Genomic DNA, 21,756 nt, shown 5'->3' with positions numbered 1-21,756 from the left:
CACGGTGACAGCGGGCCCGGGCGATGCGGTCTACTACGCCTGCGGGACGACGCTCTTCCTGGTCTGCGTCCTGAAGCTTCCCGCGCTCCTCCGCCGACGGCGCGACCCCTTGCTGCGCTCGGCCTTTCTGCTGCTGCTCGCCGGCGGCTGCATCATGTTCCTCGCCGCCCCGGACTCCATCGTCGCCGTCAACCGGCTCTCCGGGACGACCAACTTCGCCGCGCCGGTCGTCTACGCCACGCTCATCGCGTACTCCGGGGCGAGCCTGCTGCTGATCATCCACTGGCGGCCGGCGCCACCGGAGCAGACCCGGCGCGCCGCCTTCTGGTGCGTGACGGTCTACGCCGTGGCCGTTCTCGCCGTCTTCGTACTGTTCCGGGCCGGCCGTACCCCGGTGGAGCAGATCACGCTGTTCGACGCCTACTACGCCAGGACGCCGTACATCCGGGAGATGATCGTCACCTATCTGGTCGCTCACGGAGTGGCGGCACTCGCCAACGTCGTCCTCTGCGGCCGCTGGTCACGGGAGGTCCGGGGGTCCCTCCGGGCGGGGCTGTGGCTGCTCGTCGCCGCCTATCTGCTCCATGTGAGCTACGACGTCACCCGACTGGTCGCGGTGGGTGCCCGTTGGAGCGGCCACGACCTGGACTTCCTCATCGACCGGGTCTCCCCCCGCTTCGCCGCGCTGTCCGCCTTCCTCGGCGCCCTCGGCTTCACCCTTCCGCTGGTGGGACCTCGGGTGGCCCGGACCACGCGGGCGGTGCACCAGCTACGCCGACTCACCCCGCTGTGGCGGGTGCTGCGGGACGTGCCGACCCCCGGCGCGGTCCGTTCCTCGCCGCCCTGGTGGCGCACTCCCCCGGCCATGCTTCTGACGAGCCGGAAGACGGCCCTCTACGACGCCCTGCTCGCGCTGACTCCCTACTGCGATCCGGCCGTTCGCGACCTGGCCCACCGGGCGGCACTGCGCCGCCGCGACGCGAAGGTCTCCGCCGCGGCCTGTGCGGACGCCGCCATGATCGTTGCCGCGGTCGCGCGGCAACGGTCCGACCCCGAGCGGCTCCACGACAGCACGAACACCTCGGCCTGGCGCTCCAAGGATCTGATCCCGCTGTCCCTCGCTCTGGCCTCGCCCGTCGTCCAAGACCTCCTTGCGCACCGCCGTGCCCCGGCAGAAAGCAGCCCCTCATGAGTGAAGCCTCCCGGCCAGGTCCCACCCGCGCGGTCGTCATCGGGGGCAGCATCGCCGGAATGCTCGCCGCGGCCGCCGTCAAGGACCACGTCGGTTCCGTCGAGATCATCGAGGCCCATGAGCTGCCCGAAGGCCCCGAGCCACGGGTCGGTGTCCCCCAGGCCGTCCATATCCATCTGCTGCAGTCCGGCGGCGCCGAGGCGATGGAGGAATTACTGCACGGCACCGTCGGCCGATTGCTCGCCGCGGGCGCCCACCGCATCCCGATGACCACCGATATGGTCATCTACTCGCCCGAGGGCTGGTACCGCCGTTGGCAGCGGCCCACCCACCATCTGCTGGCCGCGAGCCGGGACCTGACCGACCACATCGTCCGGGAACAGGTCCTCCGAGAACCACGGATCACGGTCCGCACCGGGACCAGGTGCACCGGACTGCTCGGCAGCAGCCGCCGGGTCACCGGTGTGCGCATCCGCACCGCCGGCGGTACGGAGAAGGAGCTCCGTGCCGATCTGGTGATCGACGCCTCCGGCCGGGCCTCCCGCACCCCCCGCTGGCTCACCGAACTGGGGATCACCGGTCTCACCGAGGAGCACATCGACTCCGGTCTGGTCTACGCCAGCCGGATGTACCGTGCTCCGGTCTCCACCCGCGGCTGGCCGATGGTCAGTGTGAACGCCGATCCGCGGCTGCCCCGGCCGGCCAACGCGGGCGGCATCCTGCCGATCGAGGGCGACCGATGGCACGTCAGCCTGATGGGCGCCCCCGGCGGGCAGCCCACCCGGGACCCGGACGCCTTCGAACCCTTCGCGCGCACTCTGCGGCACCCCGTCATCGCCGACCTCCTCACGCACGCCCGGCCGCTGACCGGGGTCAGCATCACCCACAGCACCGCCAACCGCCGTCACCACTACGAGCGGCTCCGTACCTGGCCCGAGGGACTGGTGGCGCTGGGGGACTCCGTCGCGGCCTTCAACCCCGTCTACGGGCAGGGCATCTCGGTGATCGCACAAGGTGCGCTCGCCCTGCGCGAGCTGCTCTCCGAAGGACTGGTCCCGGGATACGCCCGGCGCGCCCAGCGCGCCATCGCCCGCCCCGTCGAGGTGGCATGGGCCCTCGCCGTCGGCCAGGACATCCACTTCTCCACCACGACCGGGAAGAGCCCCGGCCTCGCCGACCGGCTTCTGCACCGCTACGTCAGCCGGCTCTCCCTGACCGCGACCGGGTCCTTCCGCGCCGCCACCGCCCTGACCGATGTGCTGACCCTGCGGGCCCGCCCCACGTCCCTGGTGCGGCCCGGCGTGCTGCTCTCCGCTCTCCTCGGACCACTGCGCCCGCAGCTGCGCGGCCCGCAGTTCACCCCGGCCGAACTCGCCCTTCTCACCGGCCGGCACGAGCAGCCGTAGGCGACGGGAACCCCTGCGCGGCGTCGTGTCGGGGAACATGGACGAGTCCGGATCCGGGAGGGGCACGACGAGGCGACGGCCGACGACGAGGGGCCGACGCGCCTCGGGCAGAGAACCGGAACACTGGGTCGCCACCCCATACGACCGGCCACTCTTATAGGGTCCGCGCATATGCCCCTCCCCCGCAGCCTCTGCCTAAGGTGTGCGCCGCGCGGGACAGACTCGTCGCATCGTCGACAAGGGGGCCGGAGCATGCGATACGGACGAAGCCGAGAAGGCCGGTGGCGTCTGCTGCTCGCCCTGCTGCTGGCAGTGGTGGGCCTGCCGGCCGTCGGTGGCACCGCTTCCGCCGCCGAGCCGCCGCCCTATCTCACCCGTGAGGCGAGCTATGGGGCGGGCACGGTCACCAACGGCTGGGAGAGCGTGGAGCGTTACCTCGACAGCACCAGCGGATTCCGCACCGAGGGGTACCCTCCGGACGGCCGCGGCGACCAGGACGGCAAGCGGGTGACGTACTTCGGCGGTGTCTCCCGCCCGTCCTCCGCGCGCTTTCTGCTCTACTCGGCCCCCGGCTGGAACACCGGCACCCGCACCACGCCGGTGCTCCTGGTGCACGGCGCGAACGACACCGCGGACCGTGCCTGGGCCAATCCGGGTGAGTCGGGCGGCTACGGCTGCGGCGCCCTCTCCTGCCCCTCCACCGGGCTGATGCAGTATCTGTCCGGGCGCGGCCACCGGGTCTTCGCGGTCGGCTTCGCGCACAAGCAGGGCGACAATCTGATGCAGGCGCAGATCGTCGGCGACGCCATCGCCGTCATCAAGGCGAAGCTGGGCGTCGACAAGGTGGACCTGGTCGGCTGGAGCAAGGGCGAGATGTCGGCGCGCGCCTATGTGTCGTCCCTGAAGCCGAGCTGGGGACGGGCGTACGCCGGTGATGTGCGCCGGCTGATCACCGTCGGCGGTCCCAACGGCGGCTACGACTACCCGTACGCGCACGGCTGGGCGCACGACTTCTCCATCTGGCCCGAGTGCGGCGGCACGGTCAACGCGCCCTCCCCGCACTCCCGGATGACCTGTTACGGCCTCTACACCGCGCACCCCGAGTTCTCGATGACGCCCTCCGGCGGCTACGACGACTACCCGGGCCAGCGGCAGATGCTGGCCCGCTGGGACGGCAAGTACGGCGTCGACGGCGCCGCGCAGGACTGGTACACGACGTACTACGGCGGCCAGGGCTTCTACACCGCGGGCAGCGGAATCCAGGCCGCCATCGACGCCGGGTCGCTGATCAAGCCGCTGCAGAACGCCGGAGTACCCGCCTCCGTCACCACCTATCTGCTGGCCGGCGGATCCCCCACCGTCGTCGGCATCTTCAACGAGAACCGCGGGCCGAGCGACGGGGTGGTCTTCATCTCCAGCGCGCTCGACACCACCGGTGTCCCCACGGTCGGCGGCACCGCCACCGTCGTCGGCGCCAACCACTTGGAGCTGGGCTGGAACAGCTCGGCCGCCGCCCAGATCGCCACCTGGCTCGCGTAAGAGGTCGCGCGGATGGATGGGGCGGCATCGCGGGGCCGGGCACGCACATCCGCGGCGTTGTCGTCAATCACCATGGCTCCGCCATGCCTCAGTCCTCCGCCTTGCAGCTGCACACACCCGGCCCCGCTCCTTCCTCCACCCCACCTGTCCGCGCGACCTCTAAAGGACCGCACCTGACCATGAGCAGCATCCGCACCCGCCGTGTGCCCACCGACCGGCTCACCGTCCAGATCACCGAGACCCGGGACGAGGGCGAACCGGTCGTCTTCGTCCACGGCAATGTCTCCTCCTCCGCCTTCTGGCACACCACCCTGCCCCTGCTCCCGGACCACTACCGCGCCATCGCGCCGGACCTGCGCGGCTTCGGCGGCACCGACCCGCTGCCGATCGACGCGACCCGCGGTCTGCGCGACCACTCCGACGACCTCGCCGCGCTGCTGACGGCCCTCGACGTCGACCGGGTGCACCTGGTGGGCTGGTCCCTGGGCGGGGGCGTGGTCATGCAGTATCTGTGCGACCATCCGGCGGCGGTGCGCTCCCTGACCCTGGTCAACCCGGTCTCCCCTTACGGCTTCGGCGGTACCCACGGGGTGGACGGGACCCTCAACTCCGAGGACGGGGCGGGCTCGGGCGGCGGCACGGCCAACCCGGAGTTCGTCACCCGGCTCGCCGAGGGCGACCGCGGCGAGGACTCCCCGACCTCGCCCCGCTCCGTCCTGGCGGCCTGCTACGTCAAGCCGCCCTGGCGCCCGGAGCAGGAGGACGAGAACACCTACGTCGAGTCCATGCTCACCACGCGCACCGGTGACGACCACTATCCCGGCGACAGCGTGCCCTCCCCCGCCTGGCCTGGCCTCGCACCCGGCACCCGTGGGGTCCTCAACTGCCTCTCCCCGGTCCACTTCCGCATCGACGCCCTGCATCTGGTCGATCCCAAGCCGCCGGTGCTGTGGATCCGCGGCGAGGACGATGTGATCGTCTCGGACACCTCGATGTTCGACCTGGCGCACCTGGGCTCGATCGGCGCGGTGCCCGGCTGGGACGGGACCCCCGCCCAGCCGATGGTGGCGCAGACCCGCCATGTCCTGGACCGCTATGCGGCGGCGGGCGGCACGGTGCGGGAGGTCGCCGTGCCGGACGCCGGGCACGCGGTGCATCTGGAACGCCCCGAGGAGTTCCGGGCGGCGCTGCTGGGGATCCTGTCGGCATGACGGTGTGCGGCCCGGAGCGGGACGCCGTCCGCGGAGACTCTCCGCGGACGGCGTGACCGGTGGCCGGTACGGCGAAGGGGGCGGTCCGGCAGGACCGCCCCCTGACAGCTCACCCGCGACGGCGGGCCGGCCGCCCCGCACGGCCGTCGTCCCGCCCTCCTCGTGTGCCGGTCATTCCTTGACGGACCCCGCGTTGGCGCCCCGGACGAAGTGGCGCTGGAAGCTGAAGAACAGCACCGCGACGGGCAGCGTGGACAGCAGGGCCGCCGCCAGCTTCAGGGGGTACTGGGTGCCGCCGCCCAGGCCGCCCGAGACCATCCGGGCCAGTCCGGTGGTCAGCGTCTCGTACTGGCTGGACTGGGTGGCCACGAGGTAGTGGGTGAACTCGTTCCAGGAGCCCTGGAACGCCAGGATCGTCACCGTGATCAGGGCGGGCCTGGCCATCGGCAGGACGACCGACCAGTAGGTGCGGAAGACCCCGGCGCCGTCGACCCGGGCGGCCTCCTCCACCTCCCGGGGGATCGACTCGAAGAACTGCTTCATGATGAAGATCTGTGCCGCGTCCACCAGCAGCGGAAGGATCATGGCCGCGTAGGTGTCGAACAGCCCGAAGGTGTTGAGCACCAGGAACCGCGGGATCAGCAGCACCACCGGGGGCACCGCGATCACGCTGAGGAGGAACCCGAACAGCAGGGTGCGGCCGGGGAAGCGCAGCCGGGCCAGTGCGTACCCGGCCATCGAGGCGAACAGCACCCGCCCGGCGGTGACGACGGTCGCGACGAACACCGTGTTGCCCAGCCAGCGCAGGAACGGCACACCGTCTCCGGCCTGGCTGATGCCGAACAGACGCTGGTAGGCGGCGGTCGTCGGGGTGACCGGGATCATCCCGAGGGGGTGGGCCGCCGCGTCCGGGTCCGTCTTGAACCCGGTGGCCAGCTGGATGGCGAACGGCAGGACGTACAGCAGTCCGAGCCCGATCACCAGTGCGTACCCGAGGATGCGCAGCGGCGGGGGAAAACGTTTCAGCACCGGGCGGCTCTGCGCCCGGGCGGCCGTGGAAGAGGCACTCATCGGTTCCTCCGGGGGCGGGCCGTGCGCTCGCGCAGCAGAAGGCGTTGCAGCGTCGTCATGATCAGGATCACCACGAGCAGGACGAAGGCGATGGCCGCGCCCTGACCGAAGTCGCCGTTGTCGAAGGCGGTGGAGTAGGACAGGAAGGCCGGCGTGAGGGTGGTGTTGCCGGGGGCGCCCTGGCTCATGACGTACACCTGGTCGAAGACCTGCCAGGTGGCGATCAGACCGAGGGTGAGGACGAGGAACAGCACGGGCCGCAGCGCGGGCAGGATCACATACCGCAGCATCTGGAAGCGGTTGACGCCTTCCATCGCGGCCGCCTCCTCCAGCTCGCGCGGGATGTCCTGGAGGGCCGCGAGGAAGATCAGCATGAAGGTGCCGGAGGTCGTCCACACGGCGAGCAGGATGATCGTGCACATCGCCACGGACGGCCCGGACAGCCACTCGAACCAGGACAGTCCCATGACGGAGTGACCGGCCAGCGCACCCGAGGGGTGACCGGTGTCCACGATGCCCAGGCCGCCGAGCAGCAGGGAGAACACTCCCCGCGGGTCGTTGAACCAGTTCGGGCCCTTCACCCCGATCCAGGACAGCACGGCGTTGACGGCGCCGCTGCCCTGGAACAGAAAGAGGAAGATCGTGGAGACCGCGATCGAGCTGGTCACCGCGGGGAAGAAGAACGCGGTGCGCAGGGCGCCCCGTCCGCGCAGCAGCCGCTGGTTGACGATGAGCGCCAGGCTCAGCGCGAGCACCGTCTGCAGCGGCACGGTCAGCAGCACATAGTAGAAGGTGTTGCGCAGCGAGGTCGCGAACAGGGTGCGGTCCAGGCCGTCCTGGGTGAGCAGCGCCCGGTAGTTGTCCAGGCCCGCGAACTCCGTCTGTCCGCTGAAGGGGTTGGACTGTCCGTCCCAGTGCAGCAGGCTGACCCACAGCGCCATCAGGGTCGGCAGGACCAGGAAGAGGCCGAGGACCAGCACCGCGGGGCTGACGAACAGCCAGCCCCAGGCGCCTTCTCCGCGCCGCCGCACCCGCCGGGCGGGTGCGGCGGATGCGGCCGGGTGCGGGCCGGGCCCGCCGGGCGTGTCAGGTTCGCCCGGCGGGCCGGCCGTACGGGACCCCTCGCCCGCGCGGGAGCGCGCATCCGGGCGGGGGTGGCGTGACGTACGCGCGGACACGGTGGTTCAGTGGCCCTTCGCGAGGGCCTGCTCGCCGTTGCGCTGGAGGTCGGCGAGGATCTTCTTGGGGTCGGCGGTGCCCAGTCCCGCGAGGTCGGTGTTGAACTGGCCGAGCACCTTGTCGAAGCCGCCGACGGTCACCGGACCCTGCGCGTAGGCGATGCCGTCGACCCATGCCTTGGCGGCCGGGTTCTGCTGGGTGTAGTCGGCGAGGGCGCTGGTGCGCGAGGGCATCACGCCGAAGGCGTCGGCGTTCTTCAGCTGCTGGGCGCGGGAGTTCAGGTACTCCACCAGGTCCACGGCCGCGGCCCGGTGGGCGCTCTCGGTGGCCACGCCCCAGCACTGGCTGAAGGCGAGCGTGCCCTGACCGGCCGGGCCGGCGGGCAGCGGGACCACCTTGTAGTCGACGTCGGGATAGTCGGCCTTCATGGCGCCGCTGAGCCAGTTGCCCTCGATGGTCATGGCGGCCTTGCCCTTGCCGAGGGCCTCACCGCCCCAGTTGGTGTCGACCTGGTTGGCGTACTTCATGGAGCCGGACTTCAGCAGGGACTGCACATAGCTGAGCGCCTGGGCGTTCTGCGCGCTGTCGGCGGTCATCTTGGTCTGCTCGGCGTCGGTGATCCAGCCGCCGGCCTCCTTCATGAAGACGCCCAGCCGCGCGTATTCGGAGCTGGTGACCAGCCCGGTGACGCCGTGCCCGGTCAGCTTGCCGGCGACCTTCTTCAGCTGCTCCCAGGTCGTGGGGTAGTCCTTGTCGGTCAGCCCGGCCTTCTTCCACAGGCCGGCGTTGACCGCCAGGGCGAGGGTGGAGGTGTCCTTGGGCAGACACACCAGCTTGCCGTCGTAGGTGAAGGAGGCGCGCAGCTGCTCGGAGAAGTCGTCGGCGTCCTTGACCTTGTCCCCGTACGCGTACAGGGAACCGCCCTTGGCGTAGTTGGCGAACTGGTCGGAGTTGACGTAGAAGGCGTCCGGCGGCTTGTGCCCGGCGAACGACTGGGCCAGCTGCTGGTTCATGTCCTTGGCGACATCGACGGTCACCGTGTTGCCGGACTCCTTGGCGTACGCGGCGGCCGCGTCCTTGACGGCCTTGGTCTCGGCGTCGCCCGAGCTGGCTATCAGCACTCTCAGATGCTGGTGGGAGCTGGTGTCCTGGTCCGTCTTCTTGTCGCCGCCGAAGCTCGACGAGCAGCCGGTGGTGGCCAGCAGCACCGCACAGGTGGCGAGGGCCGCGGCGGCCGTACGGTTGGACATGGGTTCCTCCATGGATCGGGGATGGTTGGTGCGGCTCCGCCCGGGCGGCGCGGAACACGGCCGGGGGGTGGAGGAGGAAAGCGCTGGGGGGTGGGTCTGGTGGCGGCCGCTGCCGCTCGACGCCTAGTCGGGCGTCGTCACGGCGGGCGCGGCGGTCGCAAGGAATGCGCCCGCCGCCACAGCGGGCGCGGCGGTCGCGAGGGATTCGGCCGTCGCCTCGGCGGGTGCGGTCGCGTCGGCCTCGGCCGTCGTCCCGGTGGGCGCCGCGTCGGCGCCGGGTTCGCGGGTGCTGTCCCGGACGACCAGGGACGGCGCCAGCAGGATGCGTTCGGGCGGTGCGTCGGGGGCGGCCATCCGGGCCAGCAACAGCCGTACGCACGCCCGGCCGACCTCCTCCAGGGGCTGGGCGACGGAGGTCAGTGCGGGCGACAGCAGCTCGGCGGTCGGTGAGTCGTCGAAGCCGACCACGGCGACATCACGGCCGGGGGCGGTGCCGCGTTCGCGCAGCGTCTGGTAGCAGCCGAGCGCCAGCATGTCGCTGGCCGCGACCACCGCGGTCGCCCCCGCGTCCAGCAGCGGCTCCACCGCGGCGCGGGCCGCGTCCATGTCGTTCACGCTCTGCGCGCGCCGCCCGCGGGTCGGCAGTCCGTGCCGTCGCATGGCCCGCTGCCAGCCCTCGGCACGGTCGTCACCGGCGCCGGAGGAGCCCCGCCCCCAGCCGAGGAAGGCGATCCTGCGGTGTCCCCGGGCGATCAGATGCTCGACGGCGGCGTCCGTCCCGGAGGCGCCGTCGACGTCGACCCAGTCGCCGATCTGCCGCCGCGACCACATCCGGCCGAAGGCGACGAACGGCACACCCCGCTTGGCGAGCCAGGCCTGACGGGGGTCGTTGTGCTCGGTGCCGCTGAGCACGAAGCCGTCGACCTCGTGCTGGTCGAGAAGTTCCTCGTAGCCCTCCAGCGTCGGCGAGCCGGCCGGGCAGGCGAACAGCAGGATCCGGTAGCCCGCTTCGTCGGCGGCCCCCGACAGGGCGTGCAGAAAGCGGTCGAGCACCGGGCTGCTGGCCGGGGCGGGCTGGATGCCGTAGCCGATCAGCTTGCTGGAGCGGGTGCGCAGGGTCTGCGCGGCGCGGCTGGGGCGGTAGCCCATCTCGTCGATCACACGGCGGACCCGCTCCAGGGTCTCGGGCCGCAGCCGGTCCGGCGAGTTGATCGCGTTCGACACGGTCTGCGAGGAGACCCCGGCCCGGCCGGCGACCATGGCGAGGGTCACCGGACCGCCCTTGACGGGCGAGGCGTTCTGGGGGCGGGGCATAGGGAACTCCGGCGTGCAAGGGGCTGAGGTGCAGGTTTTAGCGTTCCAAAATCATTGTCAGCGCTCTGACGTTTGACTTAGTGTTTTTGGAACGATCAAACGTTGAGAGGTTCCACTCCCTTGGATACGACTGTCAAGACCCCGGACACAAATAGCTCCGTCCTGCCGTACCCGCCGGTGACCGAGGGCCTGCAGCCGTTCCTGCATGACGCGGTCGTCACGCTGTACGCACCCAGCTTTGTCATCTCCCGGGCGAACGGGGCCTTCGAAGGGGGTGCGGACGGGTTCTTCCACGGCGACCGCCGGGCGCTCTCCGTGCTGACCGTCGCGGCCGACGGCGTCCCGCTGGTGCCGGTCGGACACGGGCTGCGGGGGGCGGACGGGGCGGACTTCCGGTCGATCCTGCGGGGGCTCGGAGAGGTGACGGCGGACCCCGCGGTCGCCCTGCGGCGCCGTCGGACCACGGCGGCCGGCCGCCTCGAGGAGGTCCTGGAGGTCACCAACGCGGGGACACGATCGGTCCGTTTCCGGCTGACGGTCACCGTCGGCACCGACCTCGCCGGCATGGAGCAGGTCAAGTCGGGGCACCGGCTGGAGACGATGCCCCCGCAGGCCACGGACGCCGGGCGGAGCGAGCTGTCCTGGGCGGACGACGGGTTCTCCGTGCGCCTGACCAGTGAGCCCGCGCCCGACGCCCTGGAGATGCCGACGGGCCGGCTGTCGTACGACATCGCCCTGGACCCCGGTACCTCATGGACGGTCACCCTGCGCTGCACCGCGGGGTACGCGGACGGCGACCAGTTCCCGGCGCCCCCGGCCGACGCCCTGCCGTGGCGCACCCCCGTCCTGCGCAGCGCCGACCGGGGCCTGGACCAGTGGCTTGAGCAGTCGCTGGCCGACCTGGACCGCATGCGCCTGACCGACCCCCGGTCGCCCGGGGAGCGGCCCGACCAGTTCCTGGCCGCCGGCGCCCCGTGGTTCCTGACGCTCTTCGGCCGTGACTCGCTCTGGGCCGCCCGGATGCTGCTGCCGCTCGGCACCGAGCTCGCGGCCGGCACGCTGCGCACCCTGGCCCGCCGTCAGGGCGGCGTCACCGACCCGGCCACCGAGGAGCAGCCGGGCAAGATCCTGCACGAGGTCCGGCGGGGCACCGCGGGGTACAGCGACACCTTCTCGCTCCCGCCGGTGTACTACGGCACGGTGGACGCCACCCCCCTGTGGATCACCCTGCTCCATGACGCCTGGCGCTGGGGCCTGGCACCGGAGCAGGTCGAGCAGTTGCTGCCGCACGCCGAGTCGGCGCTGAGGTGGATGCGCGACCACGGGGACGCCGGCGGCGACGGCTTCCTCAAGTACATCGACCAGACCGGCCGGGGTCTGGCCAATCAGGGCTGGAAGGACTCCGGCGACTCCATCCGCCACCGCGACGGCCGGCTGGCCCATCCGCCGGTCTCGCTGTGCGAGGTACAGGCCTACGGCTATGAGGCCGCGCGGGGCGGAGCGGCGCTGCTGCGGTCCTTCGGCCGCCCGGGGGCCGACGAGTGGGAGGAGTGGGCGGAGGGGCTCGCCGCGCGCTTCCGCGAGCGCTTCTGGGTGGAGGACGAGAAGGGCCCGTACCCGGCGGTGGCGCTGGACGGCGACGGCAGGCCGGTGGACTCGGTCACCTCGGGCTTCGGTCATCTGCTCGGCACGGGCCTGCTGAACGACGAGGAGAGCGCGCTGCTCGCGGCCCGGCTGAGCGGTCCCGACCTGGACGCGGGCCATGGGCTGCGCACGCTGAGCAGCGCGGCGGTGGGCTTCAACCCGTACGGCTACCACATCGGTTCGATCTGGCCGCACGACACGGCGATCGCGGTGCACGGCCTGGTCCGGGCCGGCTTCCCGGACGCCGCGGCGTCGCTGGCGGACGGACTGCTGACGGCCTCGGCCGCCTTCGAGGCACGGCTGCCGGAACTCTTCGCAGGACATGGCACCGAGGCGGGACCCCGTCCCGCGCCCTACCCGGCCTCCTGCCGGCCCCAGGCGTGGGCGGCCGCCTCCTCGGTCCTCGTGCTCCAGTCGGCCCTCGGCCTGTCCGCGGACGTCCCCGCGGGCACCCTCACGGTGAACCCGGCCTTCGCCCGCGCCTACGGCCCGCTGTCGGTCAGCGGACTCCAGGTCGGCGGAGGAAGCCTGGACGTCACGGTGCGGGCCGACGGTTCGGCGGACGTGTCGGCCCCGGAGGGCCTGACCGTGCTCACCGGCTGACGTCCCGATCGGCCCCACCCGTCCCCCGGGAGACTTGGTACAGCTGGTCCGAGTCTTCCGGGGGAGCTGTCCCGCGAGCTTTCCGCGTACACAGTGCCCGTCGGGGTGCTAGGCACGCAGCGTCACCCCGTGGCGGGTGCGCAGCCGGTGGATCTCCCACCAGGCGACGGCGGTCACCGAGGCGGGACCGCCGACCAGGGCCGCGATCCGGATCAGCGGCGGACCCGGCGGCAGGCCGCCCATCGCCAGGCTGATGCCCGTCAGCTCCCAGACCAGGAGGCCGGTCAGGAGCGCGGGCAGCGCGGCGTGCACCTCCGAGGTGTTGAACCCGCTGCGTACGGCGGAGCCGGAGGCGAACACGAGGAACAGCACGGCCCAGACCATGCCGATGAGCACGGCGAGGTAGAGGAAGGGCACCAGATAGAACAGTTCGGCCGGATTGCGCTCCACCGCCGTCAAGGTCAGGACACACCCCACGAAGAGCAGTGGGATCAGGGTGACCACGCCGACGTACCACAGCGCCGACCGCCCGGCACGGCGCAGGCACGGCCGCATGGCCCGCTTCGCTTCCGGCGAGGCCGACGCGTAGAGCACCGCTACCACGGCGGGGGCGCTGAACAGGAGCAGCCACGGGGTGATGACCGGCCGCAGCCAGAACTGCGTCTGGGCCTCGGTGAAGTCGTCCGGCTTGCCGTACACGAGCAGAATGAACAACGAGACGACGACAGCGGTCCAGGCGCGCACCCGCTGCACCCGCATCACCTCCGGGTCCATGATGCGGCGGTGCCCCGTCGGGAAGATCCGCCGTGCCCTGGTGCGGGCCGACCGGAGCACCGCGTAGCCCGTCAGCAACGGCAGGGTCACCATCCAGGTGCACGGGAAAAGGATCACCGCCCACACACACCCGTGGATCCGGTGCCGTCCACCCCTGAGAGCCTGACCGAGCGTCGGCCATTCGTCGTGGCGCAGCCGCTGCCAGAAGGAGGGGCGGGGAAGCGGCGGACCGTACGGGAACGGAACCGGCTGGGGCGGGACGTAGGGCGGCCCCCACCCGGGCGGAGGGCCGTACGGTCCCGGACCCGGCGTTGGCGGCGGTGGATACGGTCCGGTGTTCGGCGGTGGCGGCGGTGGCGGCGGTGGATAGGGTCCGCTGTTCGGCGGCCACGGCGGCTGATACGGATCCTGTCCCCCGAAACTCACGTGGCTCCCCCTCCGGAGACGGTCTCGGCGCTTCGTTCCAGTCAACTGGACCGGGCACGCCGGCACATAGGGGTTGCGCGGAGTTTCCCGGGCAACGGACGCCGCACCCCGCTCACTGCGGAGCGGGGTGCGGGCGGCGGCCGTCGGCCGGACCGGTCAGACGTTGCGGCGGTACTGGCCGCCCACCTCGAAGAACGCCTCCGTGATCTGCTGGAGCGAGCAGACCCGGGCCGCGTCCATGAGGACGGCGAACGCGTTGCGGCCGCTGACGGCCGCGTCCCTCAGGGCCGCCAGCGCGGCATGGGCCTGGTCGCGGTGGTGGTCCTGGAAGTCGAGGACGCGCCGCAGCTGGGACTGCTTCTCCTCCGTGGTGGCACGCGCCAGCTCGATGGCGCCGGGCTCGGCGGTGTCCGCGTGGGGGTTGCGGAAGGTGTTGACACCGATGATGGGCAGGCTGCCGTCGTGCTTGCGCTGCTCGTAGAGCATGGACTCGTCCTGGATGCGGCCGCGCTGGTAGCCGGTCTCCATCGCGCCGAGCACACCGCCGCGTTCGTTGATCCGGTCGAACTCGGCGAGCACCGCCTCCTCCACCAGATCGGTGAGCTGGTCGATGATGAACGAGCCCTGGAGGGGGTTCTCGTTCATCGCCAGGCCCCACTCGCGGTTGATGATCAGCTGGATCGCCAGGGCCCGGCGGACCGATTCCTCGGTGGGGGTGGTGACGGCCTCGTCGTAGGCGTTGGTGTGCAGCGAGTTGGCGTTGTCGTAGATGGCGATCAGCGCCTGGAGGGTGGTGCGGATGTCGTTGAAGTCCATCTCCTGGGCGTGCAGCGAGCGTCCGGAGGTCTGCACGTGGTACTTCAGCTTCTGGGACCGCTCGTTGGCGCCGTACTTCTCCTTCATCGCGACGGCCCAGATGCGGCGGGCGACCCGGCCCAGCACCGAGTACTCCGGGTCCATGCCGTTGGAGAAGAAGAACGACAGGTTGGGGGCGAAGTCGTCGATGTGCATGCCCCGGGCCAGATAGGCCTCTACATAGGTGAATCCGTTGGCCAGGGTGAAAGCCAGCTGGCTGATCGGGTTCGCGCCGGCCTCGGCGATGTGGTAGCCCGAGATCGACACCGAGTAGAAGTTGCGGACCTTGTGGGCGATGAACCACTCCTGGATGTCGGCCATCATCCGCAGGGAGAACTCGGTGGAGAACAGGCAGGTGTTCTGGCCCTGGTCCTCCTTCAGGATGTCGGCCTGCACCGTGCCGCGCACATGGGCGAGTGCGTGCGCGCGCAGCCCTGCCGCCTCTTCGGGCGAGGGGTCTCGGCCCTCGGCGGCGCGGAACTTCTCCGTCTGCTGGTCGATGGCGGTGTTCAGGAAGAAGGCCAGCACGGCGGGGGCCGGGCCGTTGATCGTCATCGACACCGAGGTCGTCGGCGCGACCAGGTCGAAGCCGTCGTAGAGCGCCTTCATGTCGTCCAGGGTCGCGACCGAGACGCCGGAGGTGCCGACCTTGCCGTAGATGTCGGGGCGTTCACCGGGGTCACGGCCGTACAGGGTCACCGAGTCGAACGCGGTGGACAGCCGGGTGGCGGGCTGGTCCTCGGAGAGCAGCTTGAACCGCCGGTTGGTGCGGAACGGATCGCCCTCTCCGGCGAACATCCGCGCCGGGTCCTCCCCGTCCCGCTTGAACGGGAACACACCGGCGGTGAAGGGGAAGTAGCCGGGCAGGTTCTCCCGGCGCCAGAACCGCACCAGTTCCCCGTGGTCCGTGAACGCGGGCAGCGCGACGCGGGGGATCCTGTTGCCCGAGAGGGACTCACGGGTCAGCGCGGTGCGGATCTCCTTGTCCCGGACCTTCACGACCTGTTCGTCACCGGAGTAGGACGCCACGACGGCGGGCCAGCCGGCGATCTGGTCCGCGAGGTCGTGCGGGAGCTGCCTGCGGGCCTCCGCGAGCAGCGACTCCACGCCGCCCGGTTCGGAACCGGCCCGGTCCAGCTCGTCCTTGACCAGGTCCAGACGCTGCACCCGCCGGGCGGCCTCGGCCAGTAGCCCGGTCTCGGTGTGGTAGCCGCGGACCGTGCCGGCGATCTCGGCGAGATAGCGCACCCGCTCCGCGGGAACCACCTGCCGGATACCGGACGAGTGGCGCACCTCGACCGGCGCCAGGGTGCCCTCGGCCAGCGGCAGCCCCTTCTCGGCCAGGGCGGCCCGCAGATACTGGTAGAGCGCGGTGACACCGTCGTCGTGGAAGGTGGCGGCCGAGGTGCCGAACACCGGCATCTCCTCCGGCCGCTTGCCGAACGCCTCGCGGTTGCGTACCAGTTGGCGGCCGACATCGCGCATGGCGTCCTTGGCGCCGCGCCGCTCGAACTTGTTGATCGCCACGACGTCGGCGAAGTCGAGCATGTCGATCTTCTCCAGCTGTGAGGCCGCGCCGAACTCGGGGGTCATCACATACAGGGAGGTGTCCACATACGGCACGATCGCCGCGTCGCCCTGACCGATGCCCGGTGTCTCCACGATCACCAGGTCGAACCCGGCGGCCTTGACCACATCGATCACATCGGGGAGGTGTTCGGGCAGCTCCCGGCTGCCGCGGGTGGCCAGGCTCCGGAAGAAGACCCGGTTCCCGTCGAGCGAGTTCATCCGGATCCGGTCACCGAGCAGCGCGCCACCGCCGCGACGACGGGTGGGGTCGACGGCGATCACCGCGATCCGCAGCTTGTCCTGCTGGTCGACGCGGAACCGGCGGACCAGCTCGTCCGTGAGGGACGACTTTCCGGAGCCACCGGTGCCGGTGATGCCGAGGGTCGGGGTGACCCGGGCCGCCGCGGCGGCGCGCAGCTGCCCCAGGACGTCCTCGGGCAGCTTGCCGAGCTCCGCCCCGGTGATGGCGCGGGCGACGGCGAACCGGTCGCCGGCCAGGACCGCGGCGGCCTCGGTCGGCTTGCTGTCCCAGAGGTCGAAGTCGCATTCCTTCACGACCGAGTTGACCATCCCGGCGAGCCCCATCCGCTGGCCGTCCTCGGGGGAGAAGATGGTCACCCCGCTCCTGCGCAGCCGGGTGATCTCGTCGGGAACGATCACACCGCCGCCGCCGCCCACCACATGGATGTGGTCCGCGCCCTGTGCGCGCAGCGACTCGACCAGGTACTCGAAGTACTCGATGTGTCCGCCCTGGTAGGACGAGACCGCCACGCCGTGCGCGTCCTCCTCCAGCGCGGCGTCCACGACCTCCTGCACCGAACGGTTGTGTCCGAGGTGGATCACCTCGGCGCCCTGCGACTGGAAGATCCGCCGCATGATGTTGATCGAGGCGTCGTGTCCGTCGAACAGGGCCGAAGCGGTGACCAGACGGACGGGGTGCACGGGACGGTGCAGATCGCTCATGGAGGCCTTCCCAGGCGGGCCGGGGGAATGCTGACTACAGAGATAGTAGGACGTCCTAGCAAATTGCAGGAGGCGGCTGCGACGTGACCACCGGCACAGGGCGGCTCGTGGACACACGCTCGTGTGTCACGCCACAGCCGTCGCCCCCGTCACATCTGGAAAGACCCGTGCGTCCTCACCGACGGTGGACGCTGACGGCATAGCCGCCGCCCTGGTAGGGGTCGGCGTCCCAGGTGGCGAAGCGGTCGACGAGGGTGAGGCCGGCTGCGGCACAGCAGTCGTCGTACTCGGACAGCGTGATGCCGGGCGGCACCGGCAGATGGGCTTCGTCCAGGCCGAAGCCGGCGACCAGCAGACCGCCCGGACGCAGGGCCGCGGTCAGGCGCTGGACCACCGTGGCCTCGGTGCCGGCGGCGAGCAGCGGAAATATGTTGCCGGCCGCGACCACGAGATCGAAGTCCGGAGAGACACCGAGCCGTCGCGGCTCGAACTCCGCCAGGTCGGCCTGGTACCAGGACAGTTCCGGCGCCTGCTGCCGCGCCACGGCCAGCATCGAGGCGTCGAGATCCACGCCGACGCAGTCGTACCCCAGCTCCGCGAGCCGGATCATCACCCGTCCGGTACCGCATCCGGCGTCCAGCACCCGCGCCCCGGCAGGCAGAAGGGCCGCGCAGAACCGCGCCTCGCCGTGCACGTCCTTCCCACTACGGGCCAGGGCCGCGAACCGCGCGGCGTAGTCCTCCCCGGACGTCTCCCCGGTCAGGTCCCTCCAACGGCTCATGACCCCGACTATAGATCGGCCACGACCCCGGACCCCCCAGGGACCAACCGCCCTCCCTCCGCCGAACCCCGTACCGGAGCCTCCGCCCGAGGTTCCCGAAGCGGTGGTCGGCGGGCGGCGGTCCGGGGAAGGATGGCCGTCATGAGGGATGACGGCTTCTCCATCGACTCCACCAGGCCCAGCATCGCCCGTGTCTACGACTACCTCCTCGGCGGCAAGGACAACTACGCCGTGGACCGGGAGGTCGGCGATGTGTTCACACGCGACCTTCCCGGTTCGGTGGCGATCGCCTTCGCCAACCGCGCGGCCCTGACGCGGGCGGTCAGGGAGATCACGACGACCACCGGCGTACGGCAGTTCATCGACCTGGGCAGCGGCCTGCCGACCGTCGACAACGTCCACCAGGTCGCGCAGCGGCACGCCCCGGAGTCCCGGGTCGTATACGTCGACAACGACCCCCAGGTGCTGGTCCACGGCCGGGCGCTGCTGGAGGAGAACGACCGGACCCGGGTCGTCCCGGCCGATGTGCGCGACCCCGAGGGCATCCGTACCCACCCGGACACCCTGGAACTGATCGACTTCGATCGTCCCGTCGCCGTCATGTTCAGCGCCGTCCTGCACCACGTCAACGACGAGGAGGACCCGGCCGCGATCGTCCGCCACTGGCGCGACCAGGTGCCTTCCGGGAGCTACTTCTTCGTCAGCCACTTCCGGTCCGGCGACAACCCGGAGACGGCGGAGGCCGAGAGGGTCCTCCAGGAGACGTTCGGCCGCGGCCGGTGGCGCACCGACGAGGAGATCGAATCCCTGCTGGAGGGCCTGGAGATCCTCGGCCCCGGGATCGTCCCCGCCCCCCTGTGGCGTCCCGAGCCGGTCGACGGCCCGTGGAGCTCCGGCGGCGAACGGGAACTCACCGTCTGGGAGCACCTCATCGTCGCCGGGCTGGCGCGGAAGGTGGGGTAGGCCGGACGGGACTCGGTCACAGGAGGCGGACGCGCCAGGACAGTATGCCGCCGGAGACGGCGGGCTGCAGTCGCACGCGCAGGCGTAGGGCGGTGGTGGTCACCGGGTCGAAGGAGATCTGGTTGAAGGTGTCGGTGGCCGTCCCGTACGCCGGGGCGCCGGTCACCGGCTGCCAGGCGCCCGTGGATGTCCGGTGCTCGAGCTGCCAGGACCGGGGTACCCGGCAGGCGCCGTGGCCGGTGTCGTCGTACCAGTACACCGACACCCCGCCGGCGCGGACCGGCTCGGCGTACTCGTACCGCACCCATTCCTCCGTGCCGGTCCGGTCCCACCAGGTGAAGCGGGGGATGGACTGGTCGTAGGAGTCCTCCGGCTCGGCCGTGGCGTTGATGAGGAGGGCCTGGGGGCTGTCCACCCCGCTGAAGGAGGCGGTGCAGTCGACCCATTCGTTCGCCCGCCGGCCCGATCCCGCGGTGGGGAAGGCGGTGATACGCAGCCGTGCGGCGGCGGACGGGATCAGGGTGATCTGCTCGACCGGTTCGGTGGTGCGCACCGGGCTCTGCTGGAGCGGCGCCGCCACCTTCTGGTCGTCGGGCTGCCAGGTGGGGACGCGGCGCGCCCTGGCCTTCAGACGGACGGGGGTGCCGGTGTGGGTGAACGGGTCGGCGGCGCGGGCGCGGGTGTGTTCCGGGGTGAAGGAGCGGGCGGGGTCCTTCTCGTCCAGTACCAGGGCGTAGTTCCACGGCGAGGCCGGGCGCACCTCGTACTCGGGCCAGTCCTCGGTGCCGGCGAACCGCGTCCACTCCTCCTCGATCTGAAGGGAGTAGGTCAGCGGACCGCGGTCGACGGAGACCGAGTCGCGGTTGGCGCCCCAGGTGCGCACGGCGGTGTGCATCGGCAGGCGCAGCTCCACGGTGTCCCGGTGCTGCCAGGAGCGGTCGAGGACGAGATGGCCGCCGCTGCTGCGGGCCTGCGCGGGACGACCGTTCACGCGTACCGAGGGCGCCTTGCACCAGCCCGGTACCCGCAGATACAGCGGGAAGCGCACCGTCCGGGGGGTGGACAGGGTGAAGGTGACGGTCTCGTCGAACGGGTAGTCGGTGTGCTCGTCGATGGTGACCGTGGTGCCGCCGGCGACCTCGGCGCGCACCGAGGACTCCGCGTACAGCGAGGCGCACAGCCCGCCGTCGGCGCCGGCCAGCCAGAGTTCCTCGGCGTAGTAGGGCCAGCCCATGCCGTAGTTGTGCGGGCAGCAGCGGTACTGGTGGATGCCGGGCATGTACGCCTGCATGGCGAAGCCGTTGTCGAACTGGCCGTGGGACTTGGGGAGGTTGTCGAGCTCGACGCTGTTGGCGGAGGTGATGTAGTGGGTGCTCCTCTGCCGCGGGTCGAAGGCGGCCGGCAGCATGTTCAGCGCCAGTTCCTCGCAGCGGTCGGCCCACACCGGGTCGCCGGTGATGCGGGTGAGCAGCTGATGGCTGTGCATGAACTCGACGATGCCGCAGGTCTCGAAGCCCTGGCGGGGGTCGTGGAAGCCGCTGCGGGCGTTCTCGTCCCCGGCGAAGCCGCCGCCGGGGAACTGCCCGTAGCGGCGCATCACGGTGTCGTAGACGCGGTAGGTGGCGTCACGGAAGGACGGGTCGCCGGCCAGCACACCGTACTGGGCGGGTTCGCGGAACCCCTGGGCCAGGTTGACGTTGTGCCAGGTGGGGATCGTGGTGGTGTAGTCGGCGCTGTGGGCGTGCAGGGTGTGCACCAGGTCGAGCAGCCAGGAGTCGCCGGTGCGGTTGTAGAGCCAGTAGGCCGTGTCGATGGTGTCGCCGCAGCGGGCGGAGCCCCAGCCCTGTCCGAACAGGGTGCCGGGCTGGGTGTGGAGGTACTTCAGCCACCCTTGCAGGGCCGGGACCACCCGGTCGTCGCCGCTGTACTCCTGCCAGGTGCGCAGGGCGTCAAGGACCGGCATGTACGGCCAGAAGTCCGGGCCCCCGTTCAGCGCGGTGCGCAGGGCGGCCGGGCCGAAGAAGCCGTCCGGCTGCCGGGTGGCCAGGATGCGGTCGATCCAGGCGCCGGTCGTCTCCAGCACCCTGGCGTCGCCGGTGACATAGCCGAGGTCGCCGAAGCCGCGCAGCCAGTACGGCAGTTCCTCCCAGCCGTCCCGTTCCGGCACCGCCCAGCCGCTGGTGGCCGGATCGAGGTAGTCGGAGATCTCCGGGAGGCGCCCGTTGAGTCCGTCGAGCTGGAGGTCGAGTTGTGCGCGCAGCCAGCCCTTGGGGGTGATGCTGCCCGGGGGAAGCCGCAGAAAGGGCTCCTGCTGCAACGGCGCCCGGTTGGCCGTGTACCGGCTGACGCCGTGTGCGGGGCCGGCCAGGTGTACCGGGGGCCGGGGCGCGGCGGCCCGGGCGGGGAGTCCGGCCGTTCCCGTCAGTGCGGCGCCGCCGACGACGGCCAGTGAGCTGTTGAGGAACGTGCGACGTTCCATGCGGACGTCCTTCCTGGGCTGTCAGGGCCAGGGCGATGGGAGGACAGGTGGCGGTGCTCGGCGGGGACCGCCGAGGCGGGCGCACCGGCCGACGGCGCCGTGCGGACACGACGGGAAACGCGGGGCGGAACGCGGCTTATAACGTTGCAGAGACGGCCGCCGACAGGAATGACAGCACGGGCGGACACTGCTGTCCAGACCTTGAACGCCCGGTGGACGGCGTCGACTTGGCGGACTGCGGACTGGACCGCTCCGATTCACCTCGGTCGAGGGTTCGCGCCGCCCCGGTGTGAAGACTGAGGAATCCGCTGGTCAGGCGTCATGTCAACGGCAGCGAAAGGGACTTGAGGTCTCGGGCGGAGGCGTCCGGAGCCTCGGGCGGGTCGCGCGCCCGGGCAGGAAGTCGTTGCTGCACGGGGGCTGGACACGGTGATGAGGGGCTGCTTTCATGCTCCAGCGCCGGAATTTCCAACGTTATACAAGAGCCCTTCGAGGCGCTTCCCGCTGTTCCACGGGGCGCGAACGCCAGCTCCGGTG

Annotated in this window: 14 protein-coding genes; 6 read left to right on the top strand and 8 right to left on the bottom strand. The window is 71.2% G+C overall.

The annotated features are described in order from the left end of the window. Positions 1-4 precede the first annotated feature (4 nt). From CP978_RS28070 to CP978_RS28050, 4 genes are all read left to right on the top strand, one after another. The gene (locus CP978_RS28070; protein ID WP_052454326.1) at positions 5-1,192 is read left to right on the top strand and encodes an MAB_1171c family putative transporter; all 1,188 of its coding nucleotides are present in this window, start codon (positions 5-7) and stop codon (positions 1,190-1,192) included. Further along, entirely contained in the window at positions 1,189-2,598 is a 1,410-nt protein-coding gene (locus tag CP978_RS28065; protein ID WP_150478325.1) for an FAD-dependent oxidoreductase, read from the top strand. The genes CP978_RS28070 and CP978_RS28065 overlap by 4 nt, the downstream gene beginning before the upstream one ends. Positions 2,599-2,850: 252 nt before the next feature. Then, on the top strand, positions 2,851-4,137 hold the full coding sequence (locus CP978_RS28060) for an esterase/lipase family protein (protein ID WP_043445340.1): 1,287 nt from the start codon (positions 2,851-2,853) through the stop codon (positions 4,135-4,137). Between the two features lie 179 nt (positions 4,138-4,316). Continuing rightward, a complete protein-coding gene (locus CP978_RS28050; RefSeq protein WP_043445338.1) occupies positions 4,317-5,348 on the top strand; it encodes an alpha/beta fold hydrolase in 1,032 nt (343 codons plus the stop codon). A 171-nt stretch (positions 5,349-5,519) separates the two neighbouring features. On the opposite strand, the gene CP978_RS28045 is transcribed toward CP978_RS28050, so the two are convergent. The 4 genes from CP978_RS28045 to CP978_RS28030 form a co-directional block, all read right to left on the bottom strand. After that, positions 5,520-6,419, bottom strand: coding sequence for a carbohydrate ABC transporter permease (locus CP978_RS28045; RefSeq protein WP_052454325.1), 900 nt, complete (start codon positions 6,417-6,419; stop codon positions 5,520-5,522). Further along, entirely contained in the window at positions 6,416-7,597 is a 1,182-nt protein-coding gene (locus CP978_RS28040) for a carbohydrate ABC transporter permease (protein ID WP_150478324.1), read from the bottom strand. Before CP978_RS28040 ends, CP978_RS28045 begins: the two co-directional genes overlap by 4 nt. A 6-nt stretch (positions 7,598-7,603) precedes the next feature. Beyond that, a complete protein-coding gene (locus CP978_RS28035; RefSeq protein WP_043445334.1) occupies positions 7,604-8,848 on the bottom strand; it encodes a sugar ABC transporter substrate-binding protein in 1,245 nt (414 codons plus the stop codon). A 123-nt stretch (positions 8,849-8,971) separates the two neighbouring features. Further along, complete coding sequence (locus tag CP978_RS28030) at positions 8,972-10,162, bottom strand: LacI family DNA-binding transcriptional regulator (RefSeq protein ID WP_079162347.1); 1,191 nt, start codon at positions 10,160-10,162, stop codon at positions 8,972-8,974. A gap of 120 nt (positions 10,163-10,282) precedes the next feature. Between CP978_RS28030 and CP978_RS28025 the strand changes: the two genes are divergently transcribed. After that, positions 10,283-12,409: an amylo-alpha-1,6-glucosidase gene (locus CP978_RS28025; RefSeq protein ID WP_043445332.1), complete on the top strand. Its 2,127-nt coding sequence runs from the start codon at positions 10,283-10,285 to the stop codon at positions 12,407-12,409. Positions 12,410-12,517: 108 nt separating this feature from the next. Here the strand turns inward: CP978_RS28025 and CP978_RS28020 are convergent, their stop codons facing one another. From CP978_RS28020 to CP978_RS28010, 3 genes are all read right to left on the bottom strand, one after another. Beyond that, entirely contained in the window at positions 12,518-13,300 is a 783-nt protein-coding gene (locus CP978_RS28020; protein WP_227745483.1) for a hypothetical protein, read from the bottom strand. Between the two features lie 465 nt (positions 13,301-13,765). Further along, on the bottom strand, positions 13,766-16,996 hold the full coding sequence (gene icmF / locus CP978_RS28015; protein ID WP_043445330.1) for a fused isobutyryl-CoA mutase/GTPase IcmF: 3,231 nt from the start codon (positions 16,994-16,996) through the stop codon (positions 13,766-13,768). Between the two features lie 175 nt (positions 16,997-17,171). Then, positions 17,172-17,777 (bottom strand): class I SAM-dependent methyltransferase, encoded by a 606-nt coding sequence (locus tag CP978_RS28010; protein ID WP_043445328.1) that lies wholly within the window; start codon positions 17,775-17,777, stop codon positions 17,172-17,174. Positions 17,778-17,918: 141 nt separating this feature from the next. Here CP978_RS28010 and CP978_RS28005 point away from each other — a divergent pair, with 141 nt between their 5' ends. Continuing rightward, entirely contained in the window at positions 17,919-18,740 is an 822-nt protein-coding gene (locus tag CP978_RS28005; RefSeq protein WP_043445327.1) for an SAM-dependent methyltransferase, read from the top strand. Between the two features lie 16 nt (positions 18,741-18,756). Here the strand turns inward: CP978_RS28005 and CP978_RS28000 are convergent, their stop codons facing one another. Next, entirely contained in the window at positions 18,757-21,219 is a 2,463-nt protein-coding gene (locus CP978_RS28000) for a beta-L-arabinofuranosidase domain-containing protein (RefSeq protein ID WP_043445325.1), read from the bottom strand. Positions 21,220-21,756: the final 537 nt, after the last annotated feature.

Origin of the sequence: Streptomyces nodosus (assembly GCF_008704995.1) — a bacterium.
Lineage (GTDB): Bacteria > Actinomycetota > Actinomycetes > Streptomycetales > Streptomycetaceae > Streptomyces > Streptomyces nodosus.
Note: the sequence above shows the minus strand (reverse complement) of the source record. Positions and strands in the feature narration are given on the sequence as shown.